The 21,268-nt window shown below is 41.1% G+C and carries 21 protein-coding genes; 12 read left to right on the top strand and 9 right to left on the bottom strand.

Annotation, left to right across the window (positions count from 1 at the left end; translation table 11 throughout):
* Window positions 1–5: 5 nt before the first annotated feature.
* Entirely contained in the window at window positions 6–941 is a 936-nt protein-coding gene (locus tag CXF80_RS06545; protein WP_101032115.1) for a hypothetical protein, read from the top strand.
* Window positions 942–969: 28 nt separating this feature from the next.
* On the opposite strand, the gene CXF80_RS06540 is transcribed toward CXF80_RS06545, so the two are convergent.
* The 9 genes from CXF80_RS06540 to suhB form a co-directional block, all read right to left on the bottom strand.
* Complete coding sequence (locus CXF80_RS06540; protein ID WP_101032114.1) at window positions 970–1,371, bottom strand: VF530 family DNA-binding protein; 402 nt, start codon at window positions 1,369–1,371, stop codon at window positions 970–972.
* Between the two features lie 109 nt (window positions 1,372–1,480).
* Window positions 1,481–2,953 (bottom strand): carbon starvation CstA family protein, encoded by a 1,473-nt coding sequence (locus CXF80_RS06535; protein ID WP_101032113.1) that lies wholly within the window; start codon window positions 2,951–2,953, stop codon window positions 1,481–1,483.
* A 131-nt stretch (window positions 2,954–3,084) separates the two neighbouring features.
* Window positions 3,085–3,795: a two-component system response regulator BtsR gene (btsR, locus tag CXF80_RS06530; RefSeq protein ID WP_101032112.1), complete on the bottom strand. Its 711-nt coding sequence runs from the start codon at window positions 3,793–3,795 to the stop codon at window positions 3,085–3,087.
* The gene (locus tag CXF80_RS06525; protein WP_101032111.1) at window positions 3,792–5,468 is read right to left on the bottom strand and encodes a sensor histidine kinase; all 1,677 of its coding nucleotides are present in this window, start codon (window positions 5,466–5,468) and stop codon (window positions 3,792–3,794) included. The genes btsR and CXF80_RS06525 overlap by 4 nt, the downstream gene beginning before the upstream one ends.
* 436 nt (window positions 5,469–5,904) lie before the next feature.
* Window positions 5,905–6,255 (bottom strand): replication protein RepA, encoded by a 351-nt coding sequence (locus CXF80_RS06520; protein WP_101032110.1) that lies wholly within the window; start codon window positions 6,253–6,255, stop codon window positions 5,905–5,907.
* Window positions 6,242–6,910 carry an AAA family ATPase gene (locus CXF80_RS06515; protein WP_101032109.1) on the bottom strand — a complete coding sequence of 223 codons (669 nt, stop codon included), beginning with the start codon at window positions 6,908–6,910 and terminating at the stop codon, window positions 6,242–6,244. Before CXF80_RS06515 ends, CXF80_RS06520 begins: the two co-directional genes overlap by 14 nt.
* A gap of 100 nt (window positions 6,911–7,010) precedes the next feature.
* On the bottom strand, window positions 7,011–7,313 hold the full coding sequence (locus CXF80_RS06510; protein ID WP_101032108.1) for a PilZ domain-containing protein: 303 nt from the start codon (window positions 7,311–7,313) through the stop codon (window positions 7,011–7,013).
* Between the two features lie 241 nt (window positions 7,314–7,554).
* The gene (locus CXF80_RS06505) at window positions 7,555–7,959 is read right to left on the bottom strand and encodes a phosphate-starvation-inducible protein PsiE (protein WP_101032107.1); all 405 of its coding nucleotides are present in this window, start codon (window positions 7,957–7,959) and stop codon (window positions 7,555–7,557) included.
* A gap of 316 nt (window positions 7,960–8,275) precedes the next feature.
* Complete coding sequence (gene suhB / locus CXF80_RS06500; RefSeq protein WP_101032106.1) at window positions 8,276–9,079, bottom strand: inositol-1-monophosphatase; 804 nt, start codon at window positions 9,077–9,079, stop codon at window positions 8,276–8,278.
* Between the two features lie 150 nt (window positions 9,080–9,229).
* Between suhB and trmJ the strand changes: the two genes are divergently transcribed.
* The 11 genes from trmJ to CXF80_RS06445 all read left to right on the top strand — a co-directional run bounded on the left by trmJ (window position 9,230) and on the right by CXF80_RS06445 (window position 21,028).
* Window positions 9,230–9,946: a tRNA (cytosine(32)/uridine(32)-2'-O)-methyltransferase TrmJ gene (trmJ, locus tag CXF80_RS06495; RefSeq protein WP_101032105.1), complete on the top strand. Its 717-nt coding sequence runs from the start codon at window positions 9,230–9,232 to the stop codon at window positions 9,944–9,946.
* Window positions 9,947–9,970: 24 nt separating this feature from the next.
* Window positions 9,971–10,792, top strand: coding sequence for a serine O-acetyltransferase (cysE, locus tag CXF80_RS06490; RefSeq protein ID WP_101032104.1), 822 nt, complete (start codon window positions 9,971–9,973; stop codon window positions 10,790–10,792).
* Between the two features lie 257 nt (window positions 10,793–11,049).
* Entirely contained in the window at window positions 11,050–11,511 is a 462-nt protein-coding gene (gene iscR / locus CXF80_RS06485) for a Fe-S cluster assembly transcriptional regulator IscR (protein WP_101032103.1), read from the top strand.
* An 81-nt stretch (window positions 11,512–11,592) separates the two neighbouring features.
* Entirely contained in the window at window positions 11,593–12,807 is a 1,215-nt protein-coding gene (locus CXF80_RS06480) for an IscS subfamily cysteine desulfurase (RefSeq protein ID WP_101032102.1), read from the top strand.
* Window positions 12,808–12,878: 71 nt separating this feature from the next.
* Complete coding sequence (gene iscU, locus CXF80_RS06475) at window positions 12,879–13,262, top strand: Fe-S cluster assembly scaffold IscU (protein WP_101032101.1); 384 nt, start codon at window positions 12,879–12,881, stop codon at window positions 13,260–13,262.
* A 14-nt stretch (window positions 13,263–13,276) separates the two neighbouring features.
* Window positions 13,277–13,600 carry an iron-sulfur cluster assembly protein IscA gene (gene iscA, locus CXF80_RS06470; protein WP_101032100.1) on the top strand — a complete coding sequence of 108 codons (324 nt, stop codon included), beginning with the start codon at window positions 13,277–13,279 and terminating at the stop codon, window positions 13,598–13,600.
* Window positions 13,601–13,654: 54 nt separating this feature from the next.
* Entirely contained in the window at window positions 13,655–14,179 is a 525-nt protein-coding gene (gene hscB / locus CXF80_RS06465; protein ID WP_101032099.1) for a co-chaperone HscB, read from the top strand.
* A 69-nt stretch (window positions 14,180–14,248) separates the two neighbouring features.
* Window positions 14,249–16,108 (top strand): Fe-S protein assembly chaperone HscA, encoded by a 1,860-nt coding sequence (gene hscA / locus CXF80_RS06460; RefSeq protein ID WP_101032098.1) that lies wholly within the window; start codon window positions 14,249–14,251, stop codon window positions 16,106–16,108.
* Window positions 16,109–16,116: 8 nt separating this feature from the next.
* Window positions 16,117–16,452 carry an ISC system 2Fe-2S type ferredoxin gene (gene fdx, locus CXF80_RS06455; protein ID WP_101032097.1) on the top strand — a complete coding sequence of 112 codons (336 nt, stop codon included), beginning with the start codon at window positions 16,117–16,119 and terminating at the stop codon, window positions 16,450–16,452.
* Window positions 16,453–16,833: 381 nt separating this feature from the next.
* Complete coding sequence (ndk, locus tag CXF80_RS06450; RefSeq protein WP_101032096.1) at window positions 16,834–17,265, top strand: nucleoside-diphosphate kinase; 432 nt, start codon at window positions 16,834–16,836, stop codon at window positions 17,263–17,265.
* A 997-nt stretch (window positions 17,266–18,262) separates the two neighbouring features.
* Window positions 18,263–21,028: a TonB-dependent receptor gene (locus CXF80_RS06445; protein ID WP_101032095.1), complete on the top strand. Its 2,766-nt coding sequence runs from the start codon at window positions 18,263–18,265 to the stop codon at window positions 21,026–21,028.
* The last annotated feature ends 240 nt before the right edge of the window (window positions 21,029–21,268 follow it).

Here is a 21,268-nt window from a genome sequence, read left to right as displayed (position 1 = left end):
TTTAGATGATGATGAAACAAAGGCAGATCATACCACTCATTGGTTCATCATCGTTTAGTTATACGCGTTTTTTATATCCTTTTTCTCGCGTCATATCCGTGACGGTATTATTCATTCTTGGCAGTAATATTAGCCCAGCATCTGAATTATCTCCCGCTACATCGCCTGAATTGATCTCTGAACCAGATGCTTCTCATTATGCATTTGCCAATTACTTAGGCAGTGGTATTTATCGTACCTCTGGCCAAAGTGCTGCTGTTGCCAATATCCCGATGGGATTTGAACTTGATTCAGCAGATGATTACGTGTTGAAGTTACGTTTTACGGCATCGTTTGGCTTTTTTGATTATTCATTTAATGACTTACCTCAAGGCAGTTTTCCTAACAATGTGGGTACTATCACTTTAACGCCAGGGCTTGAATATCATTGGCTGGTGGATGATCAGCTAACATTAGAGAGTTATGTTGATTTAGGCTATGGGCATAATTTTTCGACTTACAGCCATGTCGGGGTTTTTTCCACAGGCATATCGGCCCTCTACAAACTTGATGCGCCTTTATTCACCCCCGTATGGGTAAACCGAGTGTATTATGCCGGCTATCAAAGTAATCAAAATGACAGCACAGAAGGCTATTCGGTATTTAAAACCGGTATCGACTTTGGGGTTAATTATGATTGGCAGTGGCAAGATACCCTTGTAGCGCCGAGATTTTTTATTGCCGCACATTGGTATTTCGACAAACTAAAATTCGTCACCCCAGTTGGTAATGATGTTTTAACCTCATACACTTATGAAATCGGCACGACATTAGCCTTTTCAAAACCCATCAGCTTCAGTGCGATAGGCTTAGACAGCGTAAAAATTGAACATTTTGGGTTAAGTTATCAAGTGGGTGGCGGGCTTAAAGTTTGGCGATTAATTTTCGAATTTCCGCTATAAGCCCTGGCAGTGTTTAGCCATTGATAAGCTAATTTGAGCTTGATCCCCAAATATCGGCATTGACTGGAGTTGTTGATTCTGTACTTGCTGTGTCAGAGTCAGTTTTAGCGGCAACCGTTTTATTTGAGACGGGTTTAGCTGACATTGTTTTTACCTTGGCAGGCCGCGTTTTAGCCGCAAAAGAACCGCGGTTATCGTCTTTAGGTGGCGGCAAGGGCAGTTTGTTGGCCTTAAGATATAAGTATTCAACTTTATCACGGGCCCAAGGCGTTTTACGCAGAAACTTCAAGCTTGATTTTACACTCGGATTATCTTTGAAACACTGAATGTTTATCCTAGATCCTAATTCTTCCCACCCGTACTTTTCAACGAGTTCAGTAACGATAGTTTCTAGTTTAATGCCGTGAAGCGGATTGTTTGCTTGGGTCATGGATTGTGCGAGCTAATTAAGTTTGCAATATTATACCCACATTGTCGCCAAAGTGATATCAACGTAAAAATGGCAGCCAAGGCTGCCATTTATTTAACCATGCTGAATGTTATAGCTCGTTGGCTAGTTCAACTTTATCATCATCGTCAATATCATTGTCCGTATCAACATCGCCTTTGCCTTTGGTTTTTATAATCACCATCGCAGTGATTATTGCTGTGGAGACTAAACCTGCAATCGTTGACACTGTCATCGGTAAACCTGCACCTAATGTTGATGAGTTGAGTATGAAACTAATCACCACACAGGTCATAAACATCGCCGGTACAGTACAAATCCAATGAAATTTATTATGGCGCAGTAGATAAGCTGCTGCAGTCCATAACATCATCACTGCGGTAGTTTGGTTTGCGACACCAAAGTAGCGCCAAATCACCCCGAAATCGACTTGAGTTAGCACCGCACCTACAACAAAAAGGGGCACAGCAAGCATAAGGCGCTTAGGTAACTCGATTTGTTTAATGTTAAAGAATTCAGCCAAGATTAAGCGTGCTGAACGAAATGCAGTATCGCCAGAGGTGATAGGTAATACAATGACACCCAAGATAGCTAAGAAGCCACCAAATGTGCCTAATAATCCGTTAGAGGCTTCGTACACTACGTTAGCTGGGTTGCCTGCCATACCGGCATTTAATCCTTCTACACCACCAAAGAATGATAATGCAATGGCACACCAAATTAGCGCAATAATACCTTCGCCAATCATGGCACCAAAAAACACAAAGCGGCCATTTGACTCATTTTCAACACAACGTGCCATTAATGGTGATTGTGTCGCATGGAAACCAGATACGGCACCACAAGCAATGGTGATGAACAAGGCAGGCCATAATGGCATGTCGTTAGGGTTTAAATTAGTAACGAAGTCACCCATTTCAAAACCCGCTAACATGGTGTGTTCGCTTGACATGGCTAACGCTATGATAAGTCCCACTGACATAAATACCAGTAATGCGCCAAAGAATGGGTATAGGCGACCAATGATCTTGTCGATAGGAACGATGGTGGCAATTAAATAATAGACAAAAATAATACCAACAAAGAGGGTAACATCTAAACCAGTCAGTTTGCTCAGTAAGCCAGCAGGTGCAGAGATGAATACCACGCCGACTAACAATAATAAGATAATGGCAAACAAGTTCATAAAGTGCTTGGCGTTTTTACCTAGGTATTTACCTGCTAAGCTGGGTACTGACTGACCGTTATTGCGTACCGATAGCATTCCCGAGAAGTAATCGTGAACCGCACCGGCAAAAATACAACCAAATACAATCCACAACATGGCGGCTGGGCCATATAATGCGCCTAAAATAGGACCAAAAATTGGCCCCACACCGGCAATATTTAGCAGTTGAATTAAATACACTTTACCTTTGGACATTGGCACGAAGTCGACGCCGTCTGTTTGGGTGAAAGCAGGTGTTTGTCGCTGGGTATTGATGCCGAATACTTTTTCGACAAAGGCCCCATAAATAAAGTAGCCGCCAATTAGCAGGCCCACACAGAGTAAAAACCACGTCATTTTGTTATCTCCCCATTTTTAAGTGATATCACTGTAAAGCAGTTTTTATCAAAAAAGGGTGACAGTTAATTAAGTGGTCGGATCGGGTGCCTAAGCGGTAAATAGGCAGACTAAGCGGCGAGATGAGTTAGTTATTGATAGCCCAGTAATAATTTAAGCTCTTTTAAATAACGGCGTGAAACGGGCACTTTTGCACCACTACGGGTAGTGACTTGAGCGCCTGAATCAATGAGTTCTATTTCAGAAATAGCGTTGGGAGATAATAAATATTGTTTATGGCAGCGGATTAACGGGGTTTTTTCTTGCAACACTTTCAAGGTTAATTGGGTGTGACAATAATTTTTATTTGAGCACACATGGATCCCACCGACATCACTAAAAATATATTCAACATCAGCCGTTGCGACTACTTTGAGTTTATTACCGCTGTAACAGGGTAAATGGGCTAACTGAGTTGGGATCATAGGGTGCATCATTTGTGGTGACAGATCGGCTCTGACTCGATTGAGTGTTTGGTTAAAGCGTTTTTCATCAATGGGTTTGAGTAAATAATCAAAGGCATTGTTGTCAAAAGCTTTAACGGCATATTCATCATAAGCAGTGACAAAGACGACTCTAGGCATATTTTCTGGGCTAAGCATGGCAATCAGTTCCATGCCGTTAATACGCGGCATTTGAATGTCGACAAAAATTAATGCGGGTTTTAATTGGTTGATTTGTTGCAGTGCTTCAATCGCATTGCTGCATTGCCCCAACACCTGAATATCTGCTTGTAGTGCCAATAAATCGGCGATTTCTTGACGAGCAAAAGGTTCATCATCAATGATTAAACAGGAGATCATTGGTCCATTTCCTCCAGAGGTAAACGCACACTGATGCAAGTGAATAGATCGGTTTTACACTCGACCTCAATCCCGTATTGGTCACCAAATAAGTTTTGGATCCGTTTGTGGACTAAATTCATCCCTAAACCCTCAGTGTTAGTGGATGGTTGATATAAACCTGCATTGTCGGTCACGCTGAGTAACAAGTCTTCGCCATCGGGTGTGGCTTTTACATTAATAATGCCTGCATCAAGTAAGCGCGATGTTCCATGTTTAACCGCATTCTCAATCAAAGGTTGTAAGGTAAACGCGGGCATTTTTAGATGATGGTAAATTGCCGGAATATCAATGGTAACCTGCAGTTTATCAATAAAACGAGCCCGCTCTATGGAGAGGTAAGCATCAATATGCTCAAGTTCATCAGCCATGGTAACCAGCCCGGTGGTGCGAGTTAAGTTGATGCGCAAAAACTGGGATAATTGCTGTAATAATTGCTTCGACATTTGTGGGTCACGTTTAATAATGGCGCTGATGGTATTGAGCGCATTAAATAAAAAGTGCGGATTAACTTGCGCTTGTAACAATTTAATTTCTGCTTGCATCAATAAACTTTTCTGTTGTTCAAATCGCCCGTAGAGAATTTGGTTTGACAGTAACCTTGCAATCCCTTCGCCTAAGGTGCGATTAATGTTTAAAAAGAGCTTATTTTTAGGTTCGTATAACTTAATGGTGCCAATGACCTCATCGTTACTGAGCAGTGGTATGACTAGACTTGAACCTAAACTGCAATTAGCGGCTATGGAGCAAGCATAGCTAGTGTCGACACCATCGGCAAACATCACCCGATTGTGTGCAATGGCATCAAGGGTGATTTGAGATGAAATTGGCGTATTAGGAATATGATGATCAGCCCCAATACCAATAAAGGCGAGTAATTTATGTCTGTCTGTAATGGCGACAGCCCCGACTTGGGTTTCTTCTATGACGATTTGGGCAACCTTTTTACTCGACTCCAAATCAAAGCCCTTGGACAATAATCCGACACTGCGTTCAGCTATTTTGAGCGCGTTGGTCGAAAAACTGGATGAGAGTTTATCAAACATGGCTTTTTGGTCGCGAACAATACTCATAAACATCGCCGCGCCTAGGGAGTTAATCAGTAGCATAGGTGGAGCGATTAGCTTGACCAATTCCCAAGCTTGGTCAAAGGGTTTTGCGACCAGTAAAATAATTGACATCTGCATTATTTCAGCCATAAACGTCACCCCAAATACGATAATAGGCTGATAAGCCAATTCAGGTTTACCGGCTTTTTTTAAATAATAGCTGATCATCCCAGCAGATAAGCCTTCTAAGGTGGTCGATATCGCGCAGGCAATATCGGTAAATCCCCCCATAGAATAACGGTGTAATCCACCCGTTAGCCCAACCAACAAACCAGTGACTGGACCACCTAGCAATCCGCCTAATACAGCCCCCATCGCCCGAGTATTGGCAATGGCTCCTGATGTTTGCTCACCAAAGTAAGTTGCCATAATGCAAAAACTGGAGAACACAAGGTAGATAAAGATTTTATGAGGTAAGCGTTTTGATGTTTCTGCAAAAAATTTAAATAACGGCGTTTTACTGACTAAGTAAACGAGAACTAAATAAACACACATCTGTTGTGTTAGCAGTAATATTAACGGCATATTTTCTCTTTTGGATTCATTAACGGCAGTCAGGTTTTGGTGGCTAAATATATTGTTTTTTTGCTCTGATAAGAGAGCCATTACTGGTTAGCAGGGGGTCGCTAGTGGCGTCTCGTTGCCACAGATATGAGTGCAATATAAACAATACTACTTTAATTTTAGCATGATATTAAAACGCATCAGCAGTAATTGATTATCAACTCAAGGCTATGAGCGAATAGAGATTAGAGATAACGTCTCTCGGTGCGCAGCTTATTATCGGGTCCGATCTCTAATAATGAATCGTCTTCAATGATGAATTGCCTCTGCTAATCAAGTATATCTGCGCCCACAAGTTGAAACCATTTAAGGTCAATGTTATGGGTATTTGATCACATCATTGGACATCGTGCTTGCCAACATAGCTGTTGAGAATACTAATCGAAAAGTCCTATCGTTAGCGTGATGTTTTTCTTAATAAATCAGATTGCTTGGTGTTGCTTTGCTGATAAAAATCATCAATGAGTATTCTGAGTATTTTTGATTTAGCCACTTTGTTGCTTTTGGCTATCTCATCTAATTGTGAAATACTTTTTTCGGTTAATGTAAAAGTGGCATGACGATAAATTTTAGTACTTTTTTTATCGAGCCCTTTTAGAAAGTCTTGAGTCGTTGAGGTGATAACGGGCTGGTCATGAGATGCCCCTAAACCCAACGCATAATTATTAGCATCTTCAATAAAGTCGTCAACAGATACCTTGACTCGGGTATCTTTAGTTTTCTTGCGCTTAAGATCAGTTAAACTCATAGCTATTTTCTGGCGGAATGGCAAAAAGTTCATCGGCAATGGCCCTAATTTCATCAGCAGCTTTACCGCTAGGATCGATTTCTAGTACAGAAGAGCCACTTTCTTCACTATCATCATAGATATTACGACTAAACGTCACTGAGTTGAGTGCACGTAAACCAAAAGACTCCACGACTTCCTTCGCTTCTAAAATACGTTTACCTTGAGATGGCAGTGCAGGGCATTGCGTTATCACAATGGCTGCAATCATTTTGGGATTGACCATCTTACAGGTACTGAGCATGTCTTCCATATGAGGTAAGGTTTTAAGATCGCGACGTTTTGGACGAAGCGGGATCACAACATAGGTTGCTACAGACATGGCCGCTCGCATTGCAAGGTTATCTTGGCCGCCACAATCAACAATGACATAGTCAAACCGTTCATTTAAACTCAGCAGATCATTACGGATTTTACCATAAAGCTGAATACAATTGATGGCTTTTAGGCTGGGGTCATTATTGCGAGCTTGGATCCAGTCTGATGTGGTTCGTTGCGGATCGCAGTCAACCATGAGCACATTGGCATCGTATTTTTGACTAATGTGTACGGCAATGTTTTGTGCTAAACAGCTTTTTCCACTGCCACCTTTTTCTCCGCCGACGAGCAATATCATGTTGTGATCCTTGATGCTAGGCGCCTTGTTGCACCGAAAATATTGATTGGTATTTTATTTTAGTACAGAGCAGCCATAGGGTACTGCATATAATAATCAATTAAATAAGCTGTAAAGCAATATGGTAACTGTAAGGCGAGCATTCGGTACAGCGACAGACTTGGCCTTTAATCGTATTTTGTTTATTGGTATTTTCATTGAACGTTAATGCGATCAAATCACCGACTTTAAAACTGGCTTTGAAGTCAAATAAGACTCCTTTGCGGGCGAGGTCAATACAGATACCATGGTCTATACATGATTCGCCTTGTGCATTAATCCAATCTAGACGGATCCGCTCAGCTTCCATATCTAAACGTAAAGAACTGCGTTTTTCTTCGAACCCTGTTGGCTCTTGCCCCATTATGTATCTCCTTGAAATGGTTAATCTGTCAGCATCTATATCTGTTGCTTTGTGACGGTTCATTACCAACAATACTTAATATCTATTAATCTAACAATTTTCTGGTTTTATTCTATAATTTTCAGCTTTTAACGTTCTACTGTTAACTTTTAGCATAGTTACTTTGTTAAGCAAAACCAAACTTTGGTTAACATGCCAAGTAATCGATACTCGGCTTTATTTGGCTGAGCCGTTAAGTTGATTAATTATCGTAGTCTTGGTTTTTAGGGTAAGGCATTTTCAATTGGCCCCAGCGGATCACGATAACGGTGCTCGCCAGTAAAATGGTCGAAAGCGAAATCGCTAAAATACGCCAATCTTCCATGCCCTTCATGTCTAAAATTAAATACCGAGCCAAGGCGACAATCGCAATATAAAGCGGCATACGGATAGGTAATTTACCTGATTCGATATAATTGACCACCATAGCTAATACTTCAAGATATATGAATAGTAGGAGTAAGTCAGCTAGTTCTACGGTTCTAATGTCAAACATATGAAGAATTTCTTCACCAATGGCAAATACGGTCGCCAGTGCAATAATAAATAACACTAAGTATTCGATACTTTTTAAGGATTTTAGGCCTAAGTTTCGCAGTTGTCGCATAATCTTCTACATTAACAAAATCAAGATACTATTATTGACGAATTCGGGATGATTTCCCAGCATTGTTGCTCTATTTTGCAAGATATATCATGGCTTTTTAATAAGTTCTGTCTTAAAAAACGTTAGCCGTACTGAACTGATCAAGTACACCATATGATTGGTATGACTCATTTTAAGGTTGACTGGGATAAAACGAGAAGTGTTACAAGTATTGCAGGGGCTCTATATGACAGACATAAAAAAACCGCTATAGCTGTGCTTTAGCGGTTTAAATCGATTATTGCTAAGGATCTATACAATAATATATGGCTAACGATTAACGTTTTAAGCCTTCATTTAGTAAAGGACGCATGGTTTTAACCAGTTGAGTCGTCACTTTCGGGCTGCCAGCAACAATATTGCCTGAAATCATGTAGTTATGCGCACCCATGAAGTCGGTAACGGTACCGCCTGCTTCACGACAAATTAAGTCGCCTGCAGCGATATCCCATGGCTTTAAGCCAATTTCAAAGAAACCGTCTAAACGGCCTGCAGCGACGTAGGCTAAATCTAACGCAGCTGAACCGCCACGACGAATATCTGCACACAATGGGAACACTTCACTCAGAATAGCCATATAGCTTTCTGTGTGTTGGCGTGCTTTAAATGGAAAACCGGTGCCGATCATCGTATTGCTTAAATCATTGACATTGGTTACACGCATACGGAAATCATTGAGCTTAGCGCCTTTGCCACGAACCGCTGAAAATAATTCTTCACGGACAGGATCGTAAATAACGGCAACTTCAATTTTGCCTTTATATTGAACTGCGATAGATACCGCAAAGTGAGGAATACCACGAACGAAGTTGTTAGTGCCATCCAAAGGATCAACTATCCAAACATAGTCTTTGTTTTCACCACGGTTTTCACCGTTTTCCTCACCAATGACGGTGTGGTCTGGATAAGATTTACGAATTTGATAAGTAATAGTTGCTTCTGCTTCCTTGTCCACACTAGTCACAAAATCATTAATACCTTTACTGCTTACCTCAACACGATCAAGCTCAGTATAGGCGCGCATAATAGTTTGGCCTGCGGCGCGTGCGGCGCGCGTGGCAATAGTCAGCATCGGATGCATTGCAATCCCCTGGATGTTAAAGAACGAGTAAAATAGCGCCCGCATTATACTTAATTTGACAGTTATATCAAATGCAGATTTTCATATAACGTAATTTTTAACGATTGTGTTAATATGTGGATAATATTTTTAGCTAAAAGAAAGTGCTACATGCTCAGTAATATTCGTGTTGTTTTAGTTGGTACCTCGCACCCTGGTAATATTGGCTCTACTGCTAGAGCAATGAAAACCATGGGCTTATCAAATTTATATCTTGCAGAGCCAAGAGCTGAGCCTGATGGACAATCGATAGCGCTGGCTGCAGGTGCGTCAGATATTCTTAAAAACCTGACTCGAGTTGATTCGTTAGAAGAAGCAATAGCCGATTGTAGCTTAGTGATTGCCACTAGCGCGCGCAGTCGTACCCTTGATTGGCCGATGCTTGATCCTCGTGAAGCCGGTTTAAAACTGAATCAAGAAAGCTTAAATGGCCCTGTTGCCATTGTATTTGGCCGTGAAAATCATGGCTTAAGTAATGAAGAGTTACAAAAGTGTACTTATCACGTGGCTATTCCAGCAAACCCAGAATATAGCTCGTTAAACTTAGCGCAAGCAGTACAAATTATTTGTTATGAAACCCGAGTCGCGCACCTAGCGCAAACTGAAACTCCAGCAGTGACGGATGAATATCCACTAACCTCTGATCTGGAACGTTTTTTCGTCCATTTAGAGTCAACGTTGTCTAAAACTGGTTTTGTGATTAAAAATCATCCTGGACAAGTTATGACTAAACTACGTCGTTTATACACTCGTGCGCGTATTGAAGCACCAGAGATGAATATTCTACGGGGTATTTTGACTTCTATTGATAAGAAAGTGGATAAATAAGATTAAGCAGTAAAGGAACACATCATGGTCGTCATCGCTAGGCTAAAAGAAGATATTGAATCGATTTATCATCGAGATCCTGCCGCAAACAGTACCTTAGAGATAATATTTAATTATCCCGGTATGCATGCTATTTGGATCCACCGTATTAGTCATAAACTGTGGATCGCCAACTGGCGCTTTACTGCTAGGTGTTTATCGACATTTTCCCGTTGGTTAACGGGTGTTGAAATTCATCCCGGCGCGACGATTGGTCGCCGTTTCTTTATTGACCATGGCATGGGTGTTGTTATCGGTGAAACAGCTGAAATTGGTGATGATTGCACGCTTTATCATAGCGTTACTTTGGGCGGGACCACCTGGCAGCCAGGTAAACGTCATCCTACCTTAGGCAATAATGTGGTTATTGGTGCAGGTGCCAAAGTCCTTGGACCTATCACTATGCATGATGGTGCTCGTGTTGGTTCAAATTCTGTCGTTGTTAAGGATGTCGCCAGTGATCATACTGTTGTGGGCATACCCGGGCGAGTGGTGTCTTCACCGACCAACCAGTCAACAGAAAAAACTGAACGTCGCACCGAAATAGCTAAAAAGTACGGCTTTGATGCGTACGCAGTATCACCCGATAACCCCGACCCAGTGGCTAATGCCATAGGGCAAATGCTTGACCACATGCATTTAATGGACTCTAAAGTAGAAGAACTGTGTAATGCCATTCAACTTATGGGTGGCGAAGTGTGTACTAAAAAGTTGCCAGAATTAAACGTTGATGCATTCGATGACGTTTCTCGAGAAGCCGCCACAAATCGTAAACAAGATATTGATAAGTTCGACCCGAGTATTTAAAAATCAATAAGTCATTGTAGATTCATGTCAAACAATTGGCCGATAATGCGATTAATTGCCTTATCGGCATTGAATCTTACAAGATAAAAAGGTTAAATACCTGCTGCGAAAATATGGAACTTTTTGTGATAAGAAATGCCATGATATCCGAGTGCGTTTGTTGTATTAATACCTGAGTGTTTTAGTAGGGTAAATACTTGACTAAATTACTCGGGTATGTTTAAATTACTGCATACTTTTTGGGAGCAGTACAAGTTATGAAACTTACATCAAAAGGTCGCTATGCAGTGACAGCTATGCTGGATGTTGCGATTCACTCTGCTACTGGCCCCGTGCCTTTAGCCGATATTTCTGAAAGACAAGGTATCTCTTTGTCTTATCTTGAACAACTCTTCGCAAAGTTACGTAAACATGGTCTGGTGTCGAGTTTTCGTGGGCCCGGTGGTGGTTATCGTCTAGGTCTAGAAGCCAACGATATCTCAATTGGTATGGTCGTGCATGCTGTTGATGAATCTGTAGACGCCACTCGTTGTCAAGGAAAAGGTAACTGCCAAAGTGGTACTCGTTGCCTAACCCATTCTTTATGGGGTGACTTAAGTAAACAAATTTCAGAGTTTTTAGACAGTATTTCGCTTGCGGGTTTAATGCAAAAACGAGACGTTCAATTTATCTCGTTAAAGCAAGACGAAATACAAAAGGAACATAGAGTGAGTTTGTAACTCCCTATGTTGATTGATAAATCATTATTATTTGTACGTTGTATGTAGCCTCATCTGAGACTGCTGAGTACGGAGTGTATTATGAAGCTTCCTATCTATTTAGATTATGCCGCCACAACCCCTGTCGATCCGCGTGTCGCAGAAAAAATGATGCAACACATGACAATGGACGGTGTGTTTGGTAATCCAGCATCGCGTTCACATCGTTATGGTTGGCAAGCTGAAGAGGCGGTTGATGTCGCCCGTAATCAAATTGCTGATTTAATCAATGCTGATCATCGTGAAATTGTGTTTACCTCAGGTGCGACAGAATCAAGTAACCTTGCGATTAAAGGTATTGCCCACTTTTATCATAAAAAGGGCAAGCACATCATCACCAGTAAAACTGAACATAAAGCAACCTTAGATACTTGCAGACAGTTAGAACGTGAAGGTTATGAAGTCAGTTATCTTGTTCCCGATGCTAACGGCATTATCCCAATGGAACGTTTAGAAGCGGCGATGCGCGATGACACAATTTTAGTCAGTATTATGCATGTTAACAACGAAATTGGTGTCATACATGATATCGATGCCATTGGTGAATTATGCCGCTCAAAAGGTATCTTTTTCCACATGGATGCTGCGCAAAGTGCGGGTAAACTACCGATTGACGTCCAAACAACCAAAGTAGATTTAATTTCGATTTCTGGCCATAAAATGTATGGACCAAAAGGTATCGGTGCACTGTATGTTCGCCGTAAGCCACGTATTCGTCTTGAATCGCAAATGCACGGTGGTGGACACGAACGCGGTATGCGTAGTGGCACATTAGCAACACATCAAATCGTAGGCTTAGGTGAGGCAGCAGCTGTTGCTAAACAAGACATGGCTGCTGATAGCGCACGTATTACCCATCTTCGTGACAAGTTGTGGAACGGTATTAAACATATCGAAGAAACCTATATCAACGGTGATATGGAACAACGCTACAGTGGTATTTTTAACGTAAGTTTCAACTTTGTTGAAGGCGAGTCGTTAATGATGGCCTTAAAAGACTTAGCGGTTTCTTCCGGTTCAGCCTGTACTTCAGCAAGTTTAGAGCCAAGCTACGTATTACGTGCATTGGGTTTAAATGATGAAATGGCACATAGCTCAATTCGTTTCTCTATTGGTCGCTTTACTACCGATGAAGAAATTGACCACTCTATTAAAACGATAAATGAATCTATTGATAAGTTACGCGAAATGTCTCCGTTATGGGAGATGTTCAAAGATGGTATCGATTTGGACCAAGTTCAATGGGCACAACACTAATTTAATATCATTAAATGAGCGTAATACCATTAATCGTAAACTAATAACGACACAGATTTTGGAGTACTATCATGGCTTATAGCGAAAAAGTAATCGATCATTATGAAAACCCACGTAACGTAGGTTCATTTGATAAGAACGATCCATCAATAGTAACGGGTATGGTTGGTGCGCCAGCCTGTGGTGATGTAATGAAGTTGCAACTTAAAATTAATGCAGACGGCATTATTGAAGATGCAAAATTCAAAACATATGGGTGCGGCAGCGCAATTGCATCTAGCTCATTAGTAACAGAATGGGTTAAAGGTAAAAGTGTTGATGAAGCCGCGACCATTAAAAATGCCGACATCGCTGAAGAGTTAGCATTGCCGCCGGTTAAAATTCATTGCTCAATTTTGGCAGAAGATGCCATTAAAGCAGCAATTGAAGAGTATAAAAGCAAACAAGCTAAGTAACACCTGGAGTTAAGATGGCAATTTCAATGACCCCCGCTGCTGCTGATCGAGTTAGATCGTTTCTTGCTAATCGCGGGGAAGGCCTTGGTTTGCGCCTTGGGTTGAGAACATCAGGTTGTTCAGGTATGGCATACGTCATTGAGTTCGTTGACGAACTCAATGACGATGATGAACTTTATAATATCGAGGGTGTGAATATCATCATCGATGCTAAAAGCTTTATTTATTTGCAAGGTATTGAACTTGATTTTGTCAAAGAAGGCCTAAATGAAGGTTTTCAGTTCAATAATCCTAACGCAAAGGGTGAATGTGGTTGTGGTGAAAGTTTCACCGTTTAACGATTACTTACCTATTAAGCCGTTTATATCAAACAGTAAGCATGATATCTGCCCATGAATTATTTCGATCTGTTTAATGTTGTACCTGCCTTTGATATCGATACCGCCTTACTTGCAGAGCGCTACCGCGAACTGCAACGGGCGGTCCATCCCGATAAATTCGCTAATGATACCGAGCAACAAAAGCGCTTGTCAGTTCAGCGTACAGCACAAGTTAATGATGGTTATCAAACGTTAAAAAATCCCTTACGCCGTGCTGAACACATGTTGAGCTTACGCGGAATTGAATTAAGTCACGAAACCACCACATTGAAAGATGGTGCATTTTTGATGCAGCAAATGGAGTGGCGTGAAGCGCTTGAAGACATCGCGCATAGCAGTGACCCGCAGTCATCAATTGATGAACTGTATGATTCGTTTGGTGAGTTTGAGTCTGTCCTCTCTGCTAAATTAGCGACGTTATTGGTCAGTGATGATAATGCAGATGCATTATTAGCGGCAGATCAAATTCGTAAGCTAAAGTTTATGGCAAAATTACATGATGAGTTAGCCCGGATTGAAGATGGCTTGCTCGACTGAATTCCCCAAAATTCTAAACCTTATTTATGATTAGCTCGACTAATCGATAACATAACAAGTTGGAACACTATGGCACTGTTGCAAATTGCAGAACCTGGCCAAAGCGCCGCACCGCACCAGCATCGTCTTGCGGTTGGGATTGATCTAGGTACCACCAACTCACTTGTTGCTGCGGTAAGAAGTGCTCAAGCATTGACCTTGCCTGATGAGCAAGGACGTCATTCGTTGCCTTCTGTGGTGCATTATGCTGATACCCGTGTGTTAGTGGGCTATGAGGCTCAAGAACAATCGGCTTTAGATCCACAAAATACTATCATTTCTATTAAGCGTTTTATGGGACGTAGCCTTACTGATATTCAGTCTGGTGTACATCGATTACCTTACGCATTACACGCAAGTGAAAATGGCTTACCGGTGTTTACTACTCCTATGGGGCATGTTAATCCGATCCAAGTGTCTGCCGAAATTTTAAAACCGCTTATTGCGCGAGCAGAAACGACATTAGGTGGCGAATTAGAAGGCTTGGTCATTACCGTGCCGGCATATTTTGATGATGCACAGCGCCAAGGTACCAAAGATGCGGTAGAGTTGTTGGGTGTTAAAGTATTACGTTTACTGAACGAACCGACAGCCGCTGCCATTGCTTATGGGCTAGATTCAAAGCAAGAAGGCGTGATTGCCATTTACGATTTAGGCGGAGGCACTTTTGATATATCTGTTCTTCGTTTAAGTCGTGGTGTATTTGAAGTGTTAGCCACTGGCGGTGATTCAGCTCTAGGTGGTGATGATTTTGATCATTTATTAGTGAGTCATTTACAACAAGAGTGGCAAATAACCGAGCCAGGCAGTCAATTAGCGCGTCAATTACTCATTGAAGCTCGCCGAGTTAAAGAAGCGTTGACCGACAGTGAAAGCGTTGAAGCCTTGGTCACTATTGGCGAAAAAACATTAACCTGCATTGTGGATAAAAGCTTATTTAACACGTTAATTGGCACGTTGGTGAAAAAAACCATAGGTAGCTGCCGCCGTACTTTGCGCGATGCTGACGTGAGTGTGGATGAAGTCATTGAAACCGTCATGGTGGGTGGTTCAACTCGCGTGCCTTTAGTGCGTGAACAAGTTGAAGCTTTCTTTAAAAAAACACCATTGACCTCAATTGATCCTGATCGTGTTGTTGCCATAGGTGCAGCTATTCAGGCTGATATTCTTGTTGGTAATAAGCCCGAATCAGACTTGTTACTGTTAGATGTGATCCCATTATCGCTGGGCGTTGAAACCATGGGCGGCTTGGTTGAAAAAGTGGTCACTCGTAATACCACCATCCCCGTTGCACGTGCGCAGGAGTTTACCACCTTTAAAGATGGCCAAACGGCAATGGTATTCCATGTGGTGCAGGGCGAACGCGAGCTTGTTGATGACTGCCGTTCTTTGGCGCGCTTTACCCTACACGGTATTCCGCCATTAGCGGCAGGTGCTGCGCATATCCGAGTGACATACCAAGTGGATGCTGATGGCTTGCTCAGCGTGACCGCGATGGAGAAATCCACCGGAGTTAATACTTCTATCCAAGTGAAACCATCATTTGGTTTATCGGATACTGAAATCGCGACCATGCTTAAAGATTCGATGAAGTATGCTAAAGAAGACATTACTCGTCGTATGCTGGCAGAGCAAAAAGTGGAAGCGGCGCGGGTGATTGAATCACTTAATGCTGCTTTGGCTAAAGATGCTGCTTTACTCGATGAGCAAGAACGCGAACAGTTAGTGGTTGCGATGGCACAACTTGATGCAGTAGCACAACAAGACGATATTGATGCCATTGAAAAAGCGATTGCAAATCTCGATGACAAAACCCAAGATTTTGCGTCAAGACGTATGGATAATTCTATTAGAGCGGCGCTAAAAGGGCAGTCGGTCGACAACATATAGGTGAAATGATGCCACAGTTAGTATTTTTACCCCATCAAGAACTTTGTCCAGACGGCGCAGTACTTGAAGCCGAAGTCGGTGAGACCATTTTAAACGTAGCCTTACGTAACGGTATTCATATTGAACATGCGTGCGAAAAATCATGTGCTTGTACTACATGCCATGTCATTGTTCGCGATGGCTTTGACCAGCTTGACGAAAGTGATGAGTTAGAAGATGACATGCTTGATAAAGCATGGGGATTAGAACCTGAAAGTCGTTTATCTTGCCAAGCTAAAGTCGTGGATTGCGATATGATTATTGATATCCCTAAATACACGGTCAATATGGTCAGCGAAGGGTAGTCTTTGCCGGAGTGTTAACCCATCAACAGCCCTATTTATAGCGGGTAATTGATCACAAAAAAAGAGTCAATCTACTAAGATTGGCTCTTTTTTTATCGGTGGTTATTGCCGATATTCATTTTACATAAACTTAGCGCATATATGCGAAATGCTTATTTTTGAGCACTTTGTTGAGCACTCTGTGGACATCGTAATACTGTCTAAAAACTTGCAGATTAAGATTAATGTTCACCTATGAGCATAAATTGCGCCATGTTAATATAAATGACCCAATCGAGTGATGAAATATCACTGAGAAAGCGGATAAGGCTAGGAATATACTCTTAAATTACGTATAATTTGCAAAATTTTTTATACTTGCTCACATTAAGGAAGCTCGTTATGGCGATCGAACGCACATTTTCTATTATCAAGCCAGATGCAGTTGCTAAAAACCACATTGGCGCAATTTATAACCGTTTTGAAACGGCTGGTCTTAAGATCATCGCGTCTAAAATGGTACACCTAACAAAAGAACAAGCTGAAGGTTTCTACGCTGAACACAGCGCACGTCCTTTCTTTGGCGCTTTAGTTTCTTTCATGACTTCTGGTCCTGTAATGGTTCAAGTGTTAGAAGGCGAAAACGCTGTTCTAGCTAACCGTGAAATCATGGGCGCAACTAACCCAGCTGAAGCTGCTCGTGGCACATTACGTGGTGATTACGCTGCAAGCATCGACGAAAATGCTGTTCACGGTTCTGATGCTGTTGAATCAGCAGCTCGTGAAATTGCTTACTTCTTCAGCGCAGATGAAGTGTGCCCACGCACTCGTTAATTGTTGCTGTAAGTTGATCATAAAAGGAGCTTCGGCTCCTTTTTTGTGTTCGCTTCACTAATATCTATTTTTATCTTTATCTTTATTAATTCCTATATCTAATTTATACCAATTTTTTCACTATATTATCAGTGCAGAGTTTTGTTCTTTTTGATCATCACATCGTAAAACTGGCATTATTTCTATTTAGATCAAAGTAGCAGAACGCTAGGGTGTGTGAGATATAGTGTAAACATGCTGTTAATATTCCTTATGATTGGTCAAGGGTATTATTAAGAGAATGGGGCAATATTTTACTCGTGTTATTGATGAATATTTATAAGTGAAAACACTTTTTATTAACATTTATGTTGCAAAGTGTGGTATTAAAATCTATTAAATATGATGCAGTTCTCAGTCTAAATACCCCGTGAGCTAAATCCAATAGCGTTCATTAAATTGATTGTTATTTACGCATGTCACCCTATGTTGTTAGCCTAGTATTATCACTTTCTTGAATAAAAACCCTTAAATGATTGCTATTGAGTTATTTTTTGAATAAATAATCAATAATTTAGAAATGTCATTCTGGTTGTTTTTACGGCAATCAATAAGGTTTTTTAAATATTAAAATTTATTTTATTAATACATCCTCCTATTTGGCGTTGCAATACAGTTAAAGATTGGTGGATTATGTTTAATTTTGTTTTACAATTTGTTTTATTCTTGACTTCATCTTGTTAGTTGTCATAGGGTTTTTAATACTTATAATATTAATAAAAATATATTACAAGTTAACTTACTGGTTATTATCATTAAAGCAAAAGTCAAACTATTGGTTGGGCCAATTGTTAAACTTAATGTTGTTCACTTGTTGCCCGTGTTGACTAAAGGTTTTTAATTCATTAATAATGCTTCTCGATAATTGGTTTTGTTAAATTCAATCAATTGTTTAATATAAATATAAAAATTATAAATTACTTGTATTCATTTTATATAAGTTATAGGGAAGTTATTCATGAGTTCAGTAACATTAACTGCTAAGGCTATTCGTCGTAGTCTACTGGCTGTTGCAACAACCAGTGTCGTTACAACAGGTTTATTCTCTTCAGCTGTGGTTTCAGCAGAAGAACAAGTTCAGAAAGTGGAAAGAATTGCAGTAACGGGGTCACGTATTAAGCGTGCCGATATGGAAACTGCGAGTCCGGTTAGTGTCATTGATGCGTCATCAATTGTGTCTTCTGGCGCAACATCTATTGATGATGTCTTACAACAAATGACCTCTACCGGTGGCGCGATGACTAACGCTGCCGTGAACAATGGCTCTCAAGGTAACTCTAGTATTAACCTTCGTGGTTTAGGAACGAGTCGTACACTCGTATTAGTCAACGGCCGCCGTATGATTGCCTCTGGTACAGGGCCCGCGTCCACAGTGGATTTGAATACTATTCCAGTATCAATGATCCAACGTGTTGAAGTATTAAAAGATGGCGCTTCAGCTGTTTACGGTACCGATGCCATTGCTGGCGTAGTAAACATTATTTTAAAACGTGATTTCGACGGTTTTGAAATGAATGCTCAAACCGGTATGAGTGGTCAAGGCGACGCAGACGAAACGAGCATAGATTTTACTCTTGGTAACACGTTTGATAAAGGTAATGTGGTTATTAACGCGCAGTACACTAAACGTGGTGATGCAAGCCAAGCAGACCGTGATTTTTCAGATTGCCCAATCTCTGAAACCGGCGCGGTAGGTAGCAAAACATTATATTGTGGTGGTAGCTCATATAGTCAAGGAGGTCATGTTTGGGGTGATCAGAACTTTAACATCACTCCTTCAGGCGCAGACGATGCTTATGCTGTTGGTGACTCAGGATATTACGGTCAGTATGTAGCTGATGACAAGGGTGAGCCAGAGTTTGAGTATTTTGATGGTAAATCTGAAGCTGATGTAAGTGGTCGTGATGGCGCTTTCCATGATTTTACTAGTGATGACAAATATAACTATGCCAAAGACAGCTATTTGTCTACGCCAATGGAACGCATTAACTTAAGTTTTGCTGGCTCATATGATTTGTCTGACAATATTACGTTCTTTTCTGAAGCTATGTATTCTAAGCGTTGGTCAGAACAGCAAATGGCACCACAACCTATTTGGAACAGCGCTGCATGGGCATACAAGCCTAAGTCTGCTGGTGGTTTCATGACTGATGACTTACTTCCTTGGGTTCAAGATGGTGAAGAACTGAGTTATGGCCGTCGTATGGTTGAATCTGGTACCCGTGACTTTAGTCAAGTAGTTGATACGGTTCGTGTTGTTCTCGGTTTAGAAGGCATGTTCGACAACGGTTGGACTTGGGATGCTTCATACAACAAAGGTAAAAACGATTCAGTCGATACCCTTGCAAATCTGCATAACATAGGTTCTATTAACGATGCAGTATTAGCGGGCACTTTTGATCCGTTTTTAGAGTCATCTTGGAAAGGTGAGAGCATCGAACCGTTCGTCTATACTGAAGTTAACAGTGGTGGTAGTGAATTAGATATTATTGCGGCAACACTTACCGGTGATATCGTTGATTTACCTGCTGGTATTCTAGGGTTTGCTGCTGGTTATGAGAACCGTAAAGAGTCCGCTCATTTCACCCCTGATTCATTAACGGCGCAAGGTCTTGCTAATGACCCTCGCGTTGAAGCTACAGCGGGTGATTTTAGTGTAAACGAAGTATATGCAGAATTGGCGATTCCATTGTTAAGCGATTTACCTTTTGCACAACAAGTTGATTTGAGCGCTGCAATGCGTTATTTCGATTACAATACTTTTGGTGATGACACTACTTGGAAGTTAGGCTTAACATGGCGCATGACAGATGATTTAATGTTCCGTGGTGGCCGTTCAACTGCGTTCCGCGCTCCTACTGTAGATGAGTTATTTGGTGGTAAATCGCCATCATTTAATCAAATAGTTCACCCAGCTTCAGAGCAAAGCCAAGCAGAAGTGACTGTGGGGGGTAATGAGTTGTTAACGCCAGAAGAAGCAGATATTACCACTGCTGGTTTGGTGTATTCACCTAGCTTTGTCGATGGGCTATCGTTAACGTTTGATTATTACGATATTGCTATCACGAACACGATTACCGCAGTTGATTCTAATTATGTGGCTAATCAATGTTTAGACGCAAGTGGTGTAACCATTAATACCGATACTGCATTATGCCAAGCTTCAAATATTGAAATCGACGCGACAGGTCGTATTAAGTTTGATAACGGTTTACAAAACGTTGGTGCAACCAACACGTCTGGTTATGATATCAACGTAGCGTATGCCTTCGAGGCAGTAGGGTTAAGCTGGAAAGCAAACCTAGATACGTCGATTTTAGAAACCTATGAAGAATTTGACCCAGATGGTAATGCAGTCGATTACCGTGGCTTTGTAACGGGTAACGCAGGTGGCTTTGCTAAAATCAAAACCAACCTTGACCTAACGGCAAGTGCTGATGATTGGAGTGCGACATACGAAATTCGTTATATTGATGGTATGGATTCATTTGCTTGTAAAGATGATACCTCTGCTTGTTATGCACCTTCTGTAGATAGCATTGTTTATCATGACCTTTCAGGTTCTTATGATCTAACCAGTACGGTTCGTTTATCTGGTGGTGTGAACAACCTCTTTGATAAAGAGCCTCCTTATTACACCGGTAACTTAGATTCAAATACCGATCCATATACTTATGACGTATTAGGTCGTTACTTCTTCGTTCGTGCAAGCGTGAAGTTCTAATTTAACATTTATTGTTAATGTAAAAAGCCGGCTAATTATTAGCCGGCTTTTTGTTTTGCATTGAATAAGAAATAAGTAAATGGAATGGCTAAGACACGGCTCTAATGGTTTAGGCGTAACTTATGTCGATGTTTGCGAGGGTATTTTTGCTTAAGATTAATCAGTACAACATTGTTCTATTGGGCCGGCAATTAAGTTTGGTGGTTCTATGTTCATATCACAATCAGAACAAAGCTGATA

The sequence above is a fragment of the Shewanella sp. Actino-trap-3 genome (genome assembly GCF_002836275.1).
Taxonomy (GTDB): domain Bacteria; phylum Pseudomonadota; class Gammaproteobacteria; order Enterobacterales; family Shewanellaceae; genus Shewanella; species Shewanella psychromarinicola.
This window is presented reverse-complemented; position numbering and strand designations above follow the sequence as displayed.

Excerpts from the sequence above, each read along its gene's own strand:
- CXF80_RS06545 (WP_101032115.1), top strand. The coding sequence starts at position 6 with ATGATGATGAAACAAAGGCAGATCATACCACTCATTGGTTCATCATCG.
- CXF80_RS06540 (WP_101032114.1), bottom strand. The coding sequence starts at position 1,371 with ATGACCCAAGCAAACAATCCGCTTCACGGCATTAAACTAGAAACTATC.
- CXF80_RS06535 (WP_101032113.1), bottom strand. The coding sequence starts at position 2,953 with ATGACGTGGTTTTTACTCTGTGTGGGCCTGCTAATTGGCGGCTACTTT.
- btsR (WP_101032112.1), bottom strand. The coding sequence starts at position 3,795 with ATGATCTCCTGTTTAATCATTGATGATGAACCTTTTGCTCGTCAAGAA.
- CXF80_RS06525 (WP_101032111.1), bottom strand. The coding sequence starts at position 5,468 with ATGCCGTTAATATTACTGCTAACACAACAGATGTGTGTTTATTTAGTT.
- CXF80_RS06520 (WP_101032110.1), bottom strand. The coding sequence starts at position 6,255 with ATGAGTTTAACTGATCTTAAGCGCAAGAAAACTAAAGATACCCGAGTC.
- CXF80_RS06515 (WP_101032109.1), bottom strand. The coding sequence starts at position 6,910 with ATGATATTGCTCGTCGGCGGAGAAAAAGGTGGCAGTGGAAAAAGCTGT.
- CXF80_RS06510 (WP_101032108.1), bottom strand. The coding sequence starts at position 7,313 with ATGGGGCAAGAGCCAACAGGGTTCGAAGAAAAACGCAGTTCTTTACGT.
- CXF80_RS06505 (WP_101032107.1), bottom strand. The coding sequence starts at position 7,959 with ATGCGACAACTGCGAAACTTAGGCCTAAAATCCTTAAAAAGTATCGAA.
- suhB (WP_101032106.1), bottom strand. The coding sequence starts at position 9,079 with ATGCATCCGATGCTGACTATTGCCACGCGCGCCGCACGCGCCGCAGGC.
- trmJ (WP_101032105.1), top strand. The coding sequence starts at position 9,230 with ATGCTCAGTAATATTCGTGTTGTTTTAGTTGGTACCTCGCACCCTGGT.
- cysE (WP_101032104.1), top strand. The coding sequence starts at position 9,971 with ATGGTCGTCATCGCTAGGCTAAAAGAAGATATTGAATCGATTTATCAT.
- iscR (WP_101032103.1), top strand. The coding sequence starts at position 11,050 with ATGAAACTTACATCAAAAGGTCGCTATGCAGTGACAGCTATGCTGGAT.
- CXF80_RS06480 (WP_101032102.1), top strand. The coding sequence starts at position 11,593 with ATGAAGCTTCCTATCTATTTAGATTATGCCGCCACAACCCCTGTCGAT.
- iscU (WP_101032101.1), top strand. The coding sequence starts at position 12,879 with ATGGCTTATAGCGAAAAAGTAATCGATCATTATGAAAACCCACGTAAC.
- iscA (WP_101032100.1), top strand. The coding sequence starts at position 13,277 with ATGGCAATTTCAATGACCCCCGCTGCTGCTGATCGAGTTAGATCGTTT.
- hscB (WP_101032099.1), top strand. The coding sequence starts at position 13,655 with ATGAATTATTTCGATCTGTTTAATGTTGTACCTGCCTTTGATATCGAT.
- hscA (WP_101032098.1), top strand. The coding sequence starts at position 14,249 with ATGGCACTGTTGCAAATTGCAGAACCTGGCCAAAGCGCCGCACCGCAC.
- fdx (WP_101032097.1), top strand. The coding sequence starts at position 16,117 with ATGCCACAGTTAGTATTTTTACCCCATCAAGAACTTTGTCCAGACGGC.
- ndk (WP_101032096.1), top strand. The coding sequence starts at position 16,834 with ATGGCGATCGAACGCACATTTTCTATTATCAAGCCAGATGCAGTTGCT.
- CXF80_RS06445 (WP_101032095.1), top strand. The coding sequence starts at position 18,263 with ATGAGTTCAGTAACATTAACTGCTAAGGCTATTCGTCGTAGTCTACTG.